The 15,427-nt window shown below is 56.7% G+C and carries 14 protein-coding genes; all 14 read right to left on the bottom strand.

Annotated elements, in window-relative coordinates; genetic code table 11:
* Position 1: 1 nt before the first annotated feature.
* The 14 genes from proS to nuoG all read right to left on the bottom strand — a co-directional run bounded on the left by proS (position 2) and on the right by nuoG (position 15,406).
* Positions 2 to 1,312, bottom strand: coding sequence for a proline--tRNA ligase (proS, locus tag KORLAC_RS10000; protein WP_068306052.1), 1,311 nt, complete (start codon positions 1,310 to 1,312; stop codon positions 2 to 4).
* 443 nt (positions 1,313 to 1,755) lie between these two features.
* On the bottom strand, positions 1,756 to 2,007 hold the full coding sequence (locus KORLAC_RS09995) for a DUF1467 family protein (protein ID WP_068306049.1): 252 nt from the start codon (positions 2,005 to 2,007) through the stop codon (positions 1,756 to 1,758).
* A 3-nt stretch (positions 2,008 to 2,010) separates the two neighbouring features.
* Positions 2,011 to 2,415, bottom strand: coding sequence for a methylmalonyl-CoA epimerase (mce, locus tag KORLAC_RS09990; RefSeq protein WP_068306046.1), 405 nt, complete (start codon positions 2,413 to 2,415; stop codon positions 2,011 to 2,013).
* A gap of 10 nt (positions 2,416 to 2,425) precedes the next feature.
* Positions 2,426 to 4,135: a ribonuclease J gene (locus KORLAC_RS09985; RefSeq protein ID WP_241493400.1), complete on the bottom strand. Its 1,710-nt coding sequence runs from the start codon at positions 4,133 to 4,135 to the stop codon at positions 2,426 to 2,428.
* Entirely contained in the window at positions 4,107 to 4,895 is a 789-nt protein-coding gene (locus tag KORLAC_RS09980; RefSeq protein WP_068306041.1) for a type III pantothenate kinase, read from the bottom strand. Before KORLAC_RS09980 ends, KORLAC_RS09985 begins: the two co-directional genes overlap by 29 nt.
* Before the next feature lie 13 nt (positions 4,896 to 4,908).
* On the bottom strand, positions 4,909 to 5,658 hold the full coding sequence (locus KORLAC_RS09975) for a biotin--[acetyl-CoA-carboxylase] ligase (RefSeq protein ID WP_068306038.1): 750 nt from the start codon (positions 5,656 to 5,658) through the stop codon (positions 4,909 to 4,911).
* A 35-nt stretch (positions 5,659 to 5,693) separates the two neighbouring features.
* Positions 5,694 to 7,148: an NADH-quinone oxidoreductase subunit NuoN gene (gene nuoN, locus KORLAC_RS09970; protein WP_068306034.1), complete on the bottom strand. Its 1,455-nt coding sequence runs from the start codon at positions 7,146 to 7,148 to the stop codon at positions 5,694 to 5,696.
* 13 nt (positions 7,149 to 7,161) lie between these two features.
* A complete protein-coding gene (locus tag KORLAC_RS09965; protein ID WP_068306029.1) occupies positions 7,162 to 8,691 on the bottom strand; it encodes an NADH-quinone oxidoreductase subunit M in 1,530 nt (509 codons plus the stop codon).
* A gap of 18 nt (positions 8,692 to 8,709) precedes the next feature.
* Positions 8,710 to 10,827 (bottom strand): NADH-quinone oxidoreductase subunit L, encoded by a 2,118-nt coding sequence (nuoL, locus tag KORLAC_RS09960; protein ID WP_068306026.1) that lies wholly within the window; start codon positions 10,825 to 10,827, stop codon positions 8,710 to 8,712.
* Between the two features lie 4 nt (positions 10,828 to 10,831).
* A complete protein-coding gene (nuoK, locus tag KORLAC_RS09955) occupies positions 10,832 to 11,140 on the bottom strand; it encodes an NADH-quinone oxidoreductase subunit NuoK (RefSeq protein WP_068306024.1) in 309 nt (102 codons plus the stop codon).
* A 13-nt stretch (positions 11,141 to 11,153) separates the two neighbouring features.
* A complete protein-coding gene (locus KORLAC_RS09950) occupies positions 11,154 to 11,801 on the bottom strand; it encodes an NADH-quinone oxidoreductase subunit J (RefSeq protein ID WP_206594915.1) in 648 nt (215 codons plus the stop codon).
* A gap of 23 nt (positions 11,802 to 11,824) precedes the next feature.
* Positions 11,825 to 12,313, bottom strand: coding sequence for an NADH-quinone oxidoreductase subunit NuoI (gene nuoI, locus KORLAC_RS09945; protein WP_068306021.1), 489 nt, complete (start codon positions 12,311 to 12,313; stop codon positions 11,825 to 11,827).
* A 14-nt stretch (positions 12,314 to 12,327) separates the two neighbouring features.
* The gene (gene nuoH, locus KORLAC_RS09940) at positions 12,328 to 13,362 is read right to left on the bottom strand and encodes an NADH-quinone oxidoreductase subunit NuoH (protein ID WP_068306017.1); all 1,035 of its coding nucleotides are present in this window, start codon (positions 13,360 to 13,362) and stop codon (positions 12,328 to 12,330) included.
* A complete protein-coding gene (gene nuoG, locus KORLAC_RS09935; RefSeq protein ID WP_068306013.1) occupies positions 13,355 to 15,406 on the bottom strand; it encodes an NADH-quinone oxidoreductase subunit NuoG in 2,052 nt (683 codons plus the stop codon). The genes nuoH and nuoG overlap by 8 nt, the downstream gene beginning before the upstream one ends.
* Positions 15,407 to 15,427 lie beyond the last annotated feature (21 nt).

Raw genomic sequence — 15,427 nt, 5'->3', positions numbered from 1 at the left:
ATTAAGCCGTCAGTTTGGCAATGGCCTCTTCCGGCGTCAACTCAAGCTTCTCGCCGCTTTTGCGGTCCTTGACCTCAACAACACCGTTCTTGAGCCCGCGCGGGCCGACAGCCAGCTGATACGGCAGGCCGATCAGGTCCATGTTGGCGAATTTGGCGCCCGCCCCGGTGTCGGTATCGTCATACAGCACCTCGATGCCCGCAGCGGTCAGTTGCTGATAAAGCTTGTCGCAGGCTGCCGTGCACTCTTCGTCCTTGGCGCGCAGGTTCATCAGGCCAACCTTGAACGGCGCCACAGCCTCCGGCCACACGATGCCGTTCTCGTCATGACACGCTTCAATGATGGCACCAACAAGGCGGGACACGCCAACACCGTATGAGCCCATCTGCACTGGTACGGTATCGCCATCTGGCCCCTGAACGGTTGCGTTCATCGGTTTGGAGTATTTTTCGCCGAAGAAGAAGATGTGCCCAACCTCAATACCGCGACCGGTAATCAGGTTGCCCGCGTCAACCGGGCAGTTATCTGCGTCGTGGATTTCATCTGTTGCAGCATAATGACTGGTCCACTCATCCACGATCGGCTGAAGGTCTGCACCCGCGGCGGCTTCAACCATGGGGTCGAGCCCGTCGAACGCCTTGTCGAAGAAGACTTCGCTCTCGCCTGTTTCCGCCAGCACGATAAACTCGTGGCTCAGGTCGCCGCCAATGGGGCCAGTGTCAGCCCGCATCGGAATCGCCTTGAGGCCCAGGCGCGCGAACGTGCGCAGGTAAGCCACAAACATGGCGTTGTAGGACTTCTGGCCGTCTTCAGCGGTCAAATCGAAGCTGTAGGCATCCTTCATCAGGAATTCGCGTCCACGCATCACGCCGAAGCGCGGGCGGCGCTCATCGCGGAATTTCCACTGAATGTGATAGAGATTCTTGGGCAGATCGCGGTAGGATTTAATTTCCTTGCGGAAAATATCCGTGATCATTTCCTCGTTTGTCGGGCCATACAGCATCTTGCGGCCGTGACGATCTTCAATGCGCAGCATCTCGTCGCCATAATCGTCATACCGGCCGCTTTCCACCCACAGGTCTGCTGCCTGAATGGTTGGCATCAGCACTTCCTGTGCGCCCGCCGCATCCTGTTCTTCCCGAACAATCTGTTCGATCTTGCGCAGTACCTTAAGCCCCATCGGCAACCAACTGTAGATTCCGGCTGCGCCCTGGCGGATCATGCCGGCACGCAGCATCAGGCGGTGCGAGGCAATCTGCGCATCTGCAGGGGTTTCTTTCAAAGTTGGCAAAAAATAACGGCTTGAACGCATGATGGCTTGTATCTCTTGTTTGAATCATGGAGAGGGCGCTTCTTTCCGCGCCTTAAGTCTTTGCTTCTTTTGCCGCTCAGGCAGTCGAATAGCAACGGTTTCTTTCAAATTTTGTGTGCAGGTATGCCCCTCAATGCTAAATTTCCGGCAACATCAGCGGGAAGTCGCTCAAAATGTTGCAGCCGTGCAACAGAATGCGGAAAGAAACACAATATATGGTGGCAACACACGCTTTCAATTGATGACAAGCATCAAATGTTTCCATAGCGTCTCTCAGGCGCAGAGCTGAACGGATCACGCATTATGTGGCCCACGCTCAGGGAGGACTTTGTGCTCATATATATTAGAAACGGGCTCTAAAAAAATCGCTCGTTCATATATTAAAGAAAAGCAAGGCTTAGCGGCCTTGCTTTTTTACTTTCAGACGTGGTGACGTGGCGTCACTAGCCCTTGTACCGGAAGGAAATCCAGCCTGACGTGGCGACAAAATAATAGCCCACGGTCAGCACCAGCGCGATCAGTGACGTCACGATGATTTTCTTCTTCAGGTTCGGGTTTGCCGGTGCGCCTGGTTCGGTGCCCTCTGTCACCCCCTCTTCCGTCTCATGCTGGGAGCGGATACCCCAGGGCAGTACGGCAAAGAACACCATCCACCATGCGACCACATAGACCAGCAGGATCGTCGCGATATTCATGGACTAGACCTCCTCGATTTCCACAAGTGTGCCGCAGAAGTCCTTGGGGTGCAGGAACAATACGGGCTTGCCGTGGGCACCGGTCTTGGGCTCGCCGTCGCCCAGGATACGCGCGCCCTCTGCCACCAGCTTGTCGCGCGCGGCGAGGATATCCTCAACCTCATAGCAAACATGGTGCATGCCGCCGGAGGCGTTCTTTTCAAGGAACTTGGCAATGGGAGAGTCCTCGCCCAGAGGATGCAGCAGCTCGATCTTGGTGTTCGGCAGCTCAACGAAAACGGTGGTCACGCCGTGGTCTGGCAGGTCAACAGCCCCGGACACCGTCGCACCGAGCGTATCCCGGTAGGTCCTCGCAGCGGCTTCAAGGTCTGGCACAACAATCGCCACATGGTTCAAACGACCAATCATCCTTCTCTCCCTAACTGAATTCTAATTCGTCCCGACGGGTGATCAGCACAGCCACGCCGGGGTTTTTACCGATTTCACGGCGGCAGAAGCGGCGAACGCCAATCCGCACTGCTTCTTCCACGAACACATCGCTTTCACGGTCCCGGCGTTTCATCCGCTCCACAGCGGTTTCAATCGCATCCACCATGCCGTCATAAAAGCTGTCGTCATCCGCGCGCGGAAGCCCAAGGGGCGCCATAAGCGGCTCAGCGGCCAGTGCGCCATCGTCATCGAACACGAGGCTGACGGAAACAAAGCCGTTATGGGATGCACGCCTGCGGTCTGCGATGGCAGCGTCCTCGAAGGACACCACTTCGGTACCGTCCAGCACAAGGCGGCCAAAGGGCGCCTGATCCACCAGCTTGAGGCCCTTCTTGCTGATCTCAATCACATCGCCGTTCTTGGGCACGATGGTATGTTTGACCCCCAGTTCGCGCGCAAGCTTGGCGTGGCGCTGCAGGTGGCGGGCTTCACCATGCACTGGAATGGCGGTATGCGGTTTGGTCCACTCATACATTTTGGCCAGTTCCGCGCGACCCGGGTGACCGGACACATGGATGAATTCATCCTTTTCCGTAATCACATTCACATTCTTGATCGCAAGCTGGTTGAACAGCTGGCCAAGAACCAATTCGTTGCCCGGAATGATCTTGGACGAGAAAATCACATTGTCTTCGGGGCTGAGCTGCAAGTGCTTATGGTCGTCGCGGGCGATGCGGGCGATGGCCGCGCGCGGTTCACCCTGACACCCTGTGCAGGCGATCAGCACTTCGTCCTTGGGCAGGTAATCGGCATCTTCCTCGTCCACAAGCGGTGGGAAATCCTTCAGATAGCCGGTTTCCTTGGCAGCTTTGACCACGCGCTCCATCGACCGGCCGAGCAGCACAAGCCGCCGGCCTGTCGCCTTGGCCACTTCTCCAATGGTTTCAAGGCGCGCCACGTTTGACGCAAAAGTGGTGATCACCACCCGGTTTTTCAGGCCTGCAACGATTTCCTTCAGGCTTTCGCGCACAGCGGCCTCAGAGCCCGATTCTGTCGGGTTGAAGACATTGGTACTGTCGCCCACAAGCGCCAGCACGCCCTCTTCGCCCATGGCGGACAACACCGGGCTTGGACACGCCGGGCCAATCAGGGGCCGGTCATCCAGCTTCCAGTCACCTGTGTGGAAGATCGTACCCACAGACGTCTTGATCGACAGCCCATGCCCTTCCGCGATGGAATGCGCGAGCGGCACATACTGGACCTCAAACGGATCAAGACTGATGGGATCAATGCCGTCAACCACATAAAGCGGCACCTTGTCCAGAAGTCCTGCTTCAGACAGCTTCCCCTTCACCAGCTCCGCCGTAAACGGCGTGGCGTACACCGGGCACTGAAAGCGCTCCCACAGGAACGGCACGGCGCCGATATGATCTTCGTGCCCGTGTGTCAGCACCAGACCGACCAGATCATCCTGTTCGTCCTCGATAAACTCAGGGTCCGGGAAAATCAGGTCTACACCGGGCAGGAAATTGTCGGCAAAGCTCATGCCGCAATCCACCATCAACCATTTGCCCTTATGGCCATACAAATTGAGGTTCATGCCGATTTCGCCGGAGCCGCCCAGTGGCAGGAACAAGAGCCGTTCGTCGCTTTTGCGCATATATGCCATATCAGCGCGCGCCCGGCTTGTTGCGGTCATAAATCAGCCGCAGGCCCTGGAGCGTCATCTCACCCGCGACTTCATCAATCGCGGTCGTCCGGTTGGCAAACACAGGCGCCAAACCGCCGGTGGCCAGTACTTTCATATTGCCGCCGTGTTCGGCCTTGAGGCGGGCTACCAGGCCTTCAATCATGCTGACATAGCCCCAGAAAACGCCAGATTGCATCGCTTCCTGTGTGGTCTTGCCGGTAACGGGCTTGCCTTCTTTGGGGGCTTCCACGGCAATGCGCGGCAGCTTGGCCGCGGCCAGATGCAGCGCCCGCAGGCTGAGGTTGATACCAGGGCAAATCACGCCGCCCAGGTAGGCCCCGTCTTTGCCCACAATATCAAAGGTGGTCGCCGTGCCGAAATCCACCACGATCAATGGCCCACCATAGAGCGCATGGCCCGCGACAGCATTCACCAAGCGATCAGCGCCCACTTCGCGCGGGTTGGTCACCTGAATGTCCACACCCAGGTCGACATTCTCCTCACCCACCACCAAAGGCTCACAGCCGAAGTATTTCTTGCACAGCTGCGTCAGCGGCCACACCACCTGCGGCACTACGCTGGCGATGATTGCCCCGGAAACAGCGTCTGGCGACCGACCTGAAAGCGCCATCAGGTTGGAAATCCAAACCATATATTCGTCAACCGTGCGTTGGTCACCGGTTGAGATGCGCCATTGTTCCACAATGTCGCTATCTTCAATCAGCGCGAACACCGTGTTGGTATTGCCTGCGTCAATGGTCAAAAGCATAAAGCCTAATCCTTTAATCCGCCCGTTCGACCGGGAAAACGTCCCCTGCATATAGGCGCTTTTCAAGGCCGTCGTCCAGTCTGGCAATCAGGGCGCCATCATCAGATAGGCCCAAAAGCGTTGCTGTGAAGGTTTCATCGTGGGTCCTGAGTACACGCTGCTGGCCCAAACCCCAGGAATACCGCGTCCATTCTTCGGCAACGGAGCTGAAATCATCAACCTTCCAGGCATCGATCCGGGCATATAACTTCTCCGCGAGCACTGTGGCGGCATCCTTGACTGATACCTCCTGCCCTGTGACGTGCAGAAGCGACGTCGCGCCGAATGCTGCATCGTCCGGAAAATGCACCAGGTTCATACCGATACCAATGATGACATAATCCAACAGGCCACCGTGCTTGGCACTGCTTTCAATCAATACACCACTGGCTTTACGTTCCCCGATCAGGATGTCGTTGGGCCATTTGCATTGGACCTGGCTTTCAGGCGCGCCAAACGCGATGAAGGTGTCCCGCACCGCCAACGCCACAATGAAGGGCAAGGCTGCCAAATCCTGCGGCCTGATATGCGGGCGGAACATCAACGACGCATAGAGGTTACCTGTCTTGGATGTCCAGCTGCGGCCGCGGCGCCCCCTGCCCGCGCTTTGTTCGCCAGCCACAACCCACAAAGGTCCTGGCTCGCCGGCAATAGCCAGTGTCGCCGCACGGGCGTTGGTGCTGTCACAGACCTCAAAGAAGAAGGCCCCGACACCATTCGGCATCGAGGCCCCCCAATTTTGATGGTCGCTGCCCGTCACTAGAACAGCAGGGACTGGGCGGCCCAGCCCGCTGCACTCACAAGTGGCGCAATCAATATGAAGTAGCTGACTGGCGAGTTGATCAGGGCGCTCACGCCGATCACGAAGCTGATGCCATTGCCCTGACCGCCTTCAAAGGCAGGTGCAGGGTCATCGAAGAACATCACTTTGATGATACGGATATAATAGAAAGCGCCCACAACACTTGTCAGCACGCCAACGATGGCAAGCGGTACCAGACCAGCTTCAACAGCTGCCAGGAACACATACCATTTGCCCCAGAAACCCGCGAGAAGCGGAATACCCGCCAGCGAGAACATGAAGATGGCAATGCCTATGGCCAGTGGCAGGTTGCTCTGGCTCAGGCCCGACAGGTCGGAAATGTCTTCCACCATGCCGTTCGACCGGCGCATGCACAGGATGGCACCAAAGGTACCCAGCGTCATGGTCAGGTAGATGGCAAGGTAGATCAGCAGTGCTTCAATACCCGCCTGCGTGCCAGCCGCAAGGCCCACAAGTGCATACCCAACATGGCCGATGCTTGAATATGCCATCAGGCGCTTGATGTTGGTCTGTACCAGCGCAATGAAGGCACCCACCAGCATGGAGGCGACGGAGATAAAGACGATGACCTGTTGCCATTCCTGTATCATACCAGGGAAAGCGCCAAACAACACGCGAACGAGCAATGCGAGCGCAGCAACTTTGGGTGCCGCGGCAAAGAATGCCGTCACAGGTGTTGGCGAGCCTTCATATACATCCGGCGTCCACATGTGGAACGGCACGGCGGAGATCTTGAAGGCAAGGCCTGCCATCAGGAACACCATGCCGACAACGACGCCCATGGACGTGCTTTCCTGCCCCTTCAGTGAGGACGCAAGCAGGTCGAAGTCCACGGTGCCTGCGAAGCCATACACCAGCGATACGCCGTAAAGCAGCATGCCGGACGACAGCGCGCCCAGAACAAAATACTTCAGGCCCGCTTCCGTTGAACGCGTTCGGTCACGGTTCATGGCTGCAAGCACATAAAGCGACAGGCTTTGAAGCTCGAGACCCACATAAAGCGTCATCATGTTGTTCGAAGAAATCATCACCATCATGCCAAGCGTGGCCATAAGGATCAGGATCGGATATTCGAACTTGGCGATCTTGTGCTGCTTCATGAAGTTGCCGGACATCAGGATTGCAATCACGGAGCCCGTCAGCACCAGGATCTTGGTGAACACAGCGAAGCTATCTGTCACGAACATGCCGCCAAACGTCAGTTGGCGCTCACCACCAACTTTTGTCACCAGCACGGTTGCGGCGGCTACCAGAAGCAGGATGGAAAGGTTCGAGACCTGGCCATAGCTTTTGTCGCCCTGAAACACACCAAGCATCAGCAGCACCATCGCGCCAATTGCCAGCATAATTTCCGGCATCACGGGAACGAGGGATGGAATGTCACCGGTCATCGGTTTGTACTCCTTAACGTGCTGCAGCAGCAGAGGTGGTTACACCTTCCGCATGCTCGGCTGCAGATGAAAAATCAGTTTGGATGAGGTTCTCCACGGAAGCGTGGATCGGCTCAAGGAAGCTGTTCGGGTAAATACCCATCCAGAAGACCACAATTAACAGCGGCAGGAAAATCAGCTTCTCACGCAGGGTCAGGTCTGGCATCGCCTTCACATCGTCTTTGTCCAGTTCACCAAACACCAGACGGCGCACCAGATACAGCATGTAGGCCGCGCCCAGAACCACACCCGTGGCAGCACCGAAGGCAACCCAGCTGTTGTAAGCGTAAGCACCATTCAGCACCAGGAACTCGCCGATGAAGCCGGAAGTACCAGGCAGGCCAACAGACGCCATCGAGAAGATCACAAACGTGGTCGCATAGATCTTCATGTTGACGGACAGGCCACCGTAGCGGCTGATTTCCCGCGTATGCAGGCGGTCATAGATCACGCCAACGCACAGGAACAGTGCGCCAGAGACAATACCGTGGCTCAGCATGGTGAAGATCGCACCTTCAATACCGTTGGTATTCAGGATGAAGATACCGATTGTCACAAAGCCCATGTGGGCGACAGACGAATAAGCGATCAGCTTCTTGATGTCTTCCTGCACCAGCGCGACCAGCGATGTATAGACAATCGCAATGATCGACAGCGCAAAGACAAGCCAGGCGAAATGCTCAGTCGCGTCCGGGAACATCGGCAGGCTGAACCGCAGGAAGCCGTAGCCACCCATCTTCAAGAGTACACCCGCCAGGATCACGGAACCACCTGTTGGTGCCTGCACGTGCGCGTCAGGCAACCATGTGTGCACCGGCCACATTGGCATCTTCACCGCGAAGGAGGCAAAGAAGGCCAGCCATAGCCAGTTCTGAACGTCGGCCGCGAACTCATGGTTCATCAGCATCGGGATGTCGGTCGTGCCGGTTTCCACATACATGTAGAACACAGCCACCAGCATCAGCACGGAACCCAGAAGCGTATAGAGGAAGAATTTGAACGCGGCATAAATCCGGTTCAAGCCACCCCAGACACCAATCAGCAGATACATCGGGATCAGGCCGCCTTCGAAGAAGACATAGAAGAGGAAAATATCGAGCGCTGTAAACACGCCGATCATCAGCGTCTCAAGCAGCAGCAGCGCGATCATATATTCCTTCACGCGCGTCTCGATCGATTCCCAGCTCGACAGGATCACGATTGGCATCAGGAAGGCCGTCAGCACCACCAGCAGCATGGAAATACCGTCCACGCCGACATAGTAGCTAATGTCCCCAACCCAGCTGTAGCGTTCTTCAAACTGGAAGTCCGCGCTGGAGTTATCAAAACCAACCCACAGGAAAATGCTGAGGATAAAGGTGGAGATTGTCGCCAGCAGCGCAACCTGACGGATGTTCCGTTTTTCGATCTCTTTATCCTGATGACGAATGATCAGGATAAGAGCCGATCCCAAAAGCGGGATGATCATCATCAGGCTGAGCAGGTTATTCGAGAAAAATTCCATTTTACTTATCCCCTGCCCTTAGTGTGCGCCACTTTGGGCCATAAACCATGTCACCACGACAGCCAGGCCAATGATCATGGCAAAGGCATAGTGATAGACGTAACCAGTCTGAAGCTTGCGAGCCTTGGCAGCCACCAGGGCCACCGTGGACGACACACCATTCGGGCCGAACCCGTCGATGGTTTGCTCGTCACCGCGCTTCCAGAATACGCGGCCAAGCCAGAAGGCCGGGCGCACGAACAGGAAGTCATAGAGCTCATCCCAGTACCATTTGCTCAGGAGGAACGCATAAAGGCCGTTCCACATGGTGGCGGTACGCTGTGGCAGGTCATTCGTCACCTTCCCGGCCGCATACAGGTATGCGTAGTAGAAGATAGCGAAGGCAAAGCCCGCGAAATAGCCAACGTATTTCATGAAGCCTATGTGATGCAGGTCCGTGAACTTGGCGGCGATAAAGAGCGCCAGCGTCAGAACCGCAAGGCCTGCCGCCGCAAACTTTGGCATCGCAATGCGGGGGGCATAGAACATCATGGAGATGAAGAAGCCCAGAACCATCACAACGAATGGTGCCAGCGTCACGCCCATCGGCACGCTCTGTGCCGCGTCCATCACATCACCCATCTGGGTAACCAGTGCGCCATTCCAGAAAGCGACACGGTCATCGCCAACGAAGTAGCTGCTGAACACAGCGCCGGCAAAGACTGCACCTGTCGCAAGGATCAGCAATGGCCCCATGATCGTGATCGGGCCCTCGTGTGCCGCATCGAAATATTTCTGCTTAGCGCGGGTTTCACCAAAGAAGGTCATCCACACCAGACGCCAGCTGTAGAAGCTGGTCATCAGCGCTGCAGCGACACCCATAACGAAGGCATACTGGGCAACTGAACTGTCTGACGCAAAGGCAGCCTGGATGATCAGGTCCTTGGAATAATAGCCCGACAGCAATGGGAAGCCGGTGATCGCCAGCGTGCCGATTGTCATGACAGTGGCGGTGATCGGAATCTTCTTGAACAGACCACCCATCTTGCGCATGTCCTGCTCGTGGTGCAGGGCGTGGATCACGGAACCCGCACCCAGGAACAACAGCGCCTTGAAGAAGGCGTGCGTGAACAGGTGGAAGATTGCGCCGCCGTATGCGCCAACGCCAAGGGCGAAGAACATGTAACCCAGCTGCGAACAGGTTGAGTAAGCGATCACGCGCTTGATATCATTCTGCACTAGGCCGACGCTTGCCGCAAAGAAGGCAGTGGTCGCACCAACGATCGCAACAACTTCGAGGGCGTAGGCGGAATATTCGAATACCGGGCTGAAGCGCGCCACCAGGAACACACCCGCCGTTACCATGGTTGCCGCGTGAATGAGCGCCGACACAGGCGTCGGGCCTTCCATCGCGTCCGGCAGCCATGTGTGCAAGCCAAGCTGGGCGGATTTACCCATGGCACCGACAAACAGCAGCAGGCAGACAACCGTAATGGCGTGATATTCATGACCGAGGAAGCTCAGTGTCGCCGTCTCATAGTTACCAATGGTGCTGAAAATCACGTCGAACTGCACCGAACCGGTCAACAGGAACACAGCGTAGATGCCCAGCGCAAAGCCAAAGTCACCCACACGGTTCACAACGAAAGCCTTGATGGCGGCTGCGTTCGCGCTTGGTTTCTTGAACCAGAAGCCGATCAGCAGATAGGACGCCAGGCCCACGCCTTCCCAACCGAAGAACATCTGCACCAAGTTATCGCTTGTCACCAGCATCAGCATCGCAAAGGTAAAGAGCGACAGATACGCAAAGAAGCGCGGCTTGTCAGGGTCTTCTTCCATGTAGCCCATGGAATACCAGTGCACCAGCGCAGACACCGTATTGACAACAACCAGCATCACGGCGGTCAGCGTGTCAACCTGCAGGGCCCAGGCGAACTCAAGGTCACCGGACTTAACCCAGTCCAGAAGCGTCACAACGAACTTGTTGCCCGCAAGTGCCACATCAACAAACACCAGCCACGACAGGATCGCACCGATGGTCACCAGCGACGATGTCAGTACCTGGCTGACCCGGTCACCGATGGTGCGGCCGAACATGCCTGCGATCAGGAAACCGACAAGCGGCAGGAATACAATAAACTTAGCAGCTGTTTCCATTGTCCTACCCCTTCATCTGGTTGATGTCTTCAACCGCGATGGAACCGCGGCCGCGGAAATAAACCACGAGGATCGCCAGACCAATCGCCGCCTCAGCAGCAGCCACCGTCAGCACGAACATGGCAAACACTTGGCCCACCATGTCCTGCAGGTAGGTAGAGAAGGCCACAAGGTTGATGTTGACGGCCAGAAGCATCAGCTCGACCGACATAAGAATGATGATGACGTTCTTCCGGTTGAGGAAGATACCGAGGACCCCAAATACGAAGAGGATCGCGGCGACCGTCAGATAATGTCCTAACCCAATAGTCATGGACTATCGCCCCCTAGCCTTTCTTCGTTGGCAGGGCGACGCCCTTACCAACTTCTACATCTACGAGTTCATATGCGTCTTCCGGACGGCGCGCATTCTGCTTCGATACATCCTGGCGGCGTACGCCAGGACGGGTGCGGTGTGTCAGCACAATCGCGCCGATCATCGCCACAAGAAGAATGAGGCCAGACATCTGGAAGATGAAAATATAGTCGGTGTAAATAATGTTCCCGAGTGCAGCTGTGTTTTCCACCTGCTCGACAACGGGCGTTGGTGCCGCCGCATTCTTGGCCACATCGTCACCGAAGTGCCAGGCAGCGCCCAGCGTCCCCAGTTCGGCCAGCAGCACAAGGCCAACAACAACGCCAATCGGCGCGTTCTGCATGATGCCCTGGCGAAGCTCGACAAAGTTGATATCGAGCATCATCACGACAAAGAGGAACAGCACGGCAACCGCGCCCACATATACAATGACCAGCAGCATCGCCAAGAATTCCGCGCCCATCAGGACGAAGAGACCAGCAGCACTGAAGAAGGCCAGGATAAGCCACAGCACCGAATGTACCGGGTTCTTGGCCAAAATCACCAGAAGGCCTGATAGAATGGTAATCGAAGCGAACAGCCAGAACGCAGCGACTGGAAGCATTGAGCTAAAGTCCATGATTATCGTCCCCTGCCCTTCGTTTAGCGATATTGCGCGTCGGCGGCGATGTTCGCCGCAATTTCGCGCTCCCAGCGCTCACCATTGGCGAGCAGCTTGTTCTTGTCATACATGAGTTCTTCGCGTGTCTCGGTCGCGAACTCGAAGTTCGGGCCTTCAACAATCGCGTCCACCGGGCACGCTTCCTGACAGAACCCGCAGTAAATGCATTTGGTCATGTCAATGTCATAGCGTGTCGTGCGGCGGGAGCCATCTTCGCGTGGCTCAGCCTCAATCGTGATGGCTTGCGCCGGACAAATGGCTTCACAAAGCTTACAGGCAATGCAGCGTTCTTCCCCGTTGGGGTAGCGGCGCAGTGCGTGTTCGCCACGGAAGCGTGGGCTCAGCGGGCCTTTTTCGTATGGATAGTTAATTGTCACCTTAGGTCGGAAGAAATATTTCACCGACAGCCAAAAAGCGCAGAGGAATTCCCAAAGGATCCACGTCTTGGCGGCTTGCTTAAATGTACTCATGTTTCAAGCCTTTCCTATCCGATATTGCCGATAACGCCGTAAACGGCGAGGCCCGAGTAAATGACGACGAACGCGAGCGACAGCGGCAGGAACACTTTCCAGCCAAGGCGCATCAGTTGGTCGTAGCGGTACCGCGGCACGAATGCCTTCACCATCGCGAACATCCAGAACATCAGGGCAATCTTGAGGGTCAGCCAAACAATACCGGGGATGAAGTCCAGCGCCGGAACCGGTGCGTACCAGCCCCCCATAAAGAGGATCGCCATCACAGCAGACATCAAGAGGATGTTGGCATATTCGCCCAGGAAGAAGAGCGCGAATGCCATCGAGCTATATTCCACCTGATACCCCGCCACCAGTTCCGCTTCCGCTTCCGGAAGGTCGAACGGTGGGCGGTTTGTTTCCGCCAGCGCGGAGATGAAGAAGATTACAAACACAGGTGCGAAGACCCACATGTTCCACATGTGTGCGCCGCCCTTTTGTGCCACCACAATATCCGTCAGGTTCAAGGAACCCACAGACACCAGGATACATACCAGGACGAAGCCAATGGAGACCTCGTAGGATACCATCTGTGCTGCAGACCGCAGCGCGCCCAGGAACGCGTATCGGCTGTTCGATGCCCAACCGGACATGATAATGCCGTATACGCCAAGCGAGGAGATCGCCAGCAGGTACAGGATGCCCACATTCAGGTCCGCAATCGCGACGCCTTCACCAAAGGGCACAACAGCCCAGCTGATCAGCGCCAGCGTGAAGGTGATCATCGGGGCGATCAGGAAGATCACCTTGTTCGCACCCGCCGGGATTACGGTTTCCTTCAGGAAAAGCTTGAGGCCGTCAGCGAACGACTGCAGCAGGCCAAACGGGCCAACCACGTTCGGGCCGCGACGCATCTGAACCGCCGCCCAGATTTTCCGGTCGAAATATACCGCGAATGCCACCGAAATCAGAAGCGGCAGCACAATCGCGAAGATGGAAGCGAGGATCGCAAGGAAATAGAAGAAAGGACCCTCACCGCCGAACAGTGTGTAAAGCGCCTCAACCATGGGTTCCTGTCGCCTCCTCAGCTACACCTTCCCGGGCCTGGGCGCAGTCAGCCATAATCTGGCTGGCGCGGGCGATCGGGTTGGTCATGTAGAAATTATCGATGATTGGCTTGATGGCCCCTTCAGCGATATCGCCTTTGGTTCCAAAGTCGCCCCAGGCTTCTGTTGGCACTTCATCAAGCGTTGCCGTGGCTGGTGCCACTTCCGCCAGACGGGTGCGCAGCGCAGCCAGCGTATTGTATGGCAGTGTTTCGCCAACAACGTCCGAGAGCGCCCGCAGGATGGTCCAGTCTTCGCGGGCATCGCCCGGTGCGAATACTGCCTTTTCCGTGCGCTGCACGCGGCCTTCGGTATTGATGTAGGTGCCAGACTTCTCGGTATAGGCTGCAGCCGGCAGGATCACATCAGCGTTTTTCACGCCTTCGTCGCCGTGCGTACCGATATAAACCGTGAAGGCCTTCTTCAGCTTGGATGTGTCGATCTCGTCCGCACCCAGCAGGAACACGGCCTTGAGGTCGCCAGCAGCCGCATCATCAAGGATGGCGTTCACACCGCCCTCTGTGGTGAGCCCCAGGTCCATCGCACCAACCCGGCTTGCCGCCGTGTGCAATACGTTGAAGCCATTCCAGCCATCTTTGACGCAGTATTTGTCTGCGGCGTCGCGGGCAGCCTTCAGGATTGCAGCACCGTCTTCACGGGCCAGCGCAGCCTGACCAACGATGATCATCGGCTTTTCGGCGGCCTTCAGCGCCTTGGCGGCGGCATGACGGCCAGTAGGCACTGACTTCAGCAGCTTCGCGTCGTCACCAAAGTCTTCAACCTTGTATGTCAGGTCAGCTTCAGCGCCGATGCGGCCAACCTTGAGGCCCATGTGGCGCACAGCCTTGCGGATACGGCTGTTAAGCACAGGCGCTTCCGCACGTGGGTCACAGCCTACCAGCAGCAGATAGTCAGCTTCTTCTACACCGGCGATGCCAGAGTTCATCAGGTAGCCCGCGCGAACACTTGCATCGAGCGCTGCACCGTCCTGGCGGCCTTCCACACGGCTGGAGCCCAGCGTGCCCATCAGATCCTTCAGCGCCAGCATGGCTTCCATATCAGCAAGGTCACCAGCGATAGCGCCGATCTGATCGCCTTTAACGCCTTTGAGCTTCTTCTTGATCGCCTCAAACGCTTCGCCCCAGGTCGCTTCTTCAAGCTTCTTGTTCTTGCGAACGTATGGGCGGTCCAGGCGGCGCTTCTTCAGGCCGTCATAAACAAAGCGGGTTTTGTCAGAGATCCACTCTTCATTCACGTCTTCATTCAGACGCGGCAGAATGCGCATTACGGCAGAGCCGCGTGTGTCAACATTGATGTTGGAGCCCAGGGCGTCCATCACATCGATGCTTTCGGTGTGCTTCAGTTCCCAGCTCCGCGCTGTGAAGGCGTATGGCTTGCTGGTCAGCGCGCCAACCGGGCACAGGTCAATCACGTTACCGGACATTTCGCTGTCGAGCGTTTTTTCCAGGTAGGTGGTGATTTCCGTATGCTCACCGCGCCACAGGGCACCCATGTCTTCCACACCCGCCACTTCACTGGAGAAGCGCACGCAGCGCATGCAGTGAATGCAGCGCGTCATGGTGGTGGAGATCAGCGGACCCATGTATTTGTCTTCAACGGCGCGCTTGTTCTCGTCGTAGCGGCTCTTGCCGCCACCGAACGCCACAGCCTGGTCCTGCAGGTCGCATTCGCCGCCTTGGTCACAGATCGGGCAATCCAGCGGGTGGTTGATCAGCAGGAATTCCATCACCCCTTCGCGTGCTTTCTTCACACGCTCGGTGTTGGTGTGGATCACCATGCCGTCGCCCGCAGGCATCGCACAGCTTGCGATCGGTTTCGGTGCCTTTTCCATATCAACAAGGCACATACGGCAGTTGCCAGCGATCGACAGACGCTCGTGATAGCAGAAACGCGGCACTTCAACGCCGATTTCCTCACACGCCTGCAGAACCGTTGTTCCCGGCTCTACCGTTACTTCTTTTCCATCAATGGTTAGCGTGGGCATCTAACTCTCCTTGCCATGCGC

Source organism: Kordiimonas lacus (assembly GCF_001550055.1).
GTDB lineage: Bacteria > Pseudomonadota > Alphaproteobacteria > Sphingomonadales > Kordiimonadaceae > Kordiimonas > Kordiimonas lacus.
The sequence above is the reverse complement of the archived record's forward strand: the minus strand, read 5'-3'. Positions and strand labels throughout refer to the sequence as shown.

Bases quoted from the DNA above. Each gene is read 5' to 3' on its own strand.
- nuoG (WP_068306013.1), bottom strand. From the start codon at position 15,406: ATGCCCACGCTAACCATTGATGGAAAAGAAGTAACGGTAGAGCCGGGA.
- KORLAC_RS09995 (WP_068306049.1), bottom strand. From the start codon at position 2,007: ATGAATATCGCGACGATCCTGCTGGTCTATGTGGTCGCATGGTGGATG.
- proS (WP_068306052.1), bottom strand. From the start codon at position 1,312: ATGCGTTCAAGCCGTTATTTTTTGCCAACTTTGAAAGAAACCCCTGCA.
- nuoI (WP_068306021.1), bottom strand. From the start codon at position 12,313: ATGAGTACATTTAAGCAAGCCGCCAAGACGTGGATCCTTTGGGAATTC.
- KORLAC_RS09965 (WP_068306029.1), bottom strand. From the start codon at position 8,691: ATGGAATTTTTCTCGAATAACCTGCTCAGCCTGATGATGATCATCCCG.
- KORLAC_RS09980 (WP_068306041.1), bottom strand. From the start codon at position 4,895: ATGCTTTTGACCATTGACGCAGGCAATACCAACACGGTGTTCGCGCTG.
- nuoK (WP_068306024.1), bottom strand. From the start codon at position 11,140: ATGACTATTGGGTTAGGACATTATCTGACGGTCGCCGCGATCCTCTTC.
- nuoH (WP_068306017.1), bottom strand. From the start codon at position 13,362: ATGGTTGAGGCGCTTTACACACTGTTCGGCGGTGAGGGTCCTTTCTTC.
- nuoL (WP_068306026.1), bottom strand. From the start codon at position 10,827: ATGGAAACAGCTGCTAAGTTTATTGTATTCCTGCCGCTTGTCGGTTTC.
- mce (WP_068306046.1), bottom strand. From the start codon at position 2,415: ATGATTGGTCGTTTGAACCATGTGGCGATTGTTGTGCCAGACCTTGAA.
- KORLAC_RS09975 (WP_068306038.1), bottom strand. From the start codon at position 5,658: ATGCCGAATGGTGTCGGGGCCTTCTTCTTTGAGGTCTGTGACAGCACC.
- nuoN (WP_068306034.1), bottom strand. From the start codon at position 7,148: ATGACCGGTGACATTCCATCCCTCGTTCCCGTGATGCCGGAAATTATG.
- KORLAC_RS09985 (WP_241493400.1), bottom strand. From the start codon at position 4,135: ATGACCGCAACAAGCCGGGCGCGCGCTGATATGGCATATATGCGCAAA.
- KORLAC_RS09950 (WP_206594915.1), bottom strand. From the start codon at position 11,801: ATGGACTTTAGCTCAATGCTTCCAGTCGCTGCGTTCTGGCTGTTCGCT.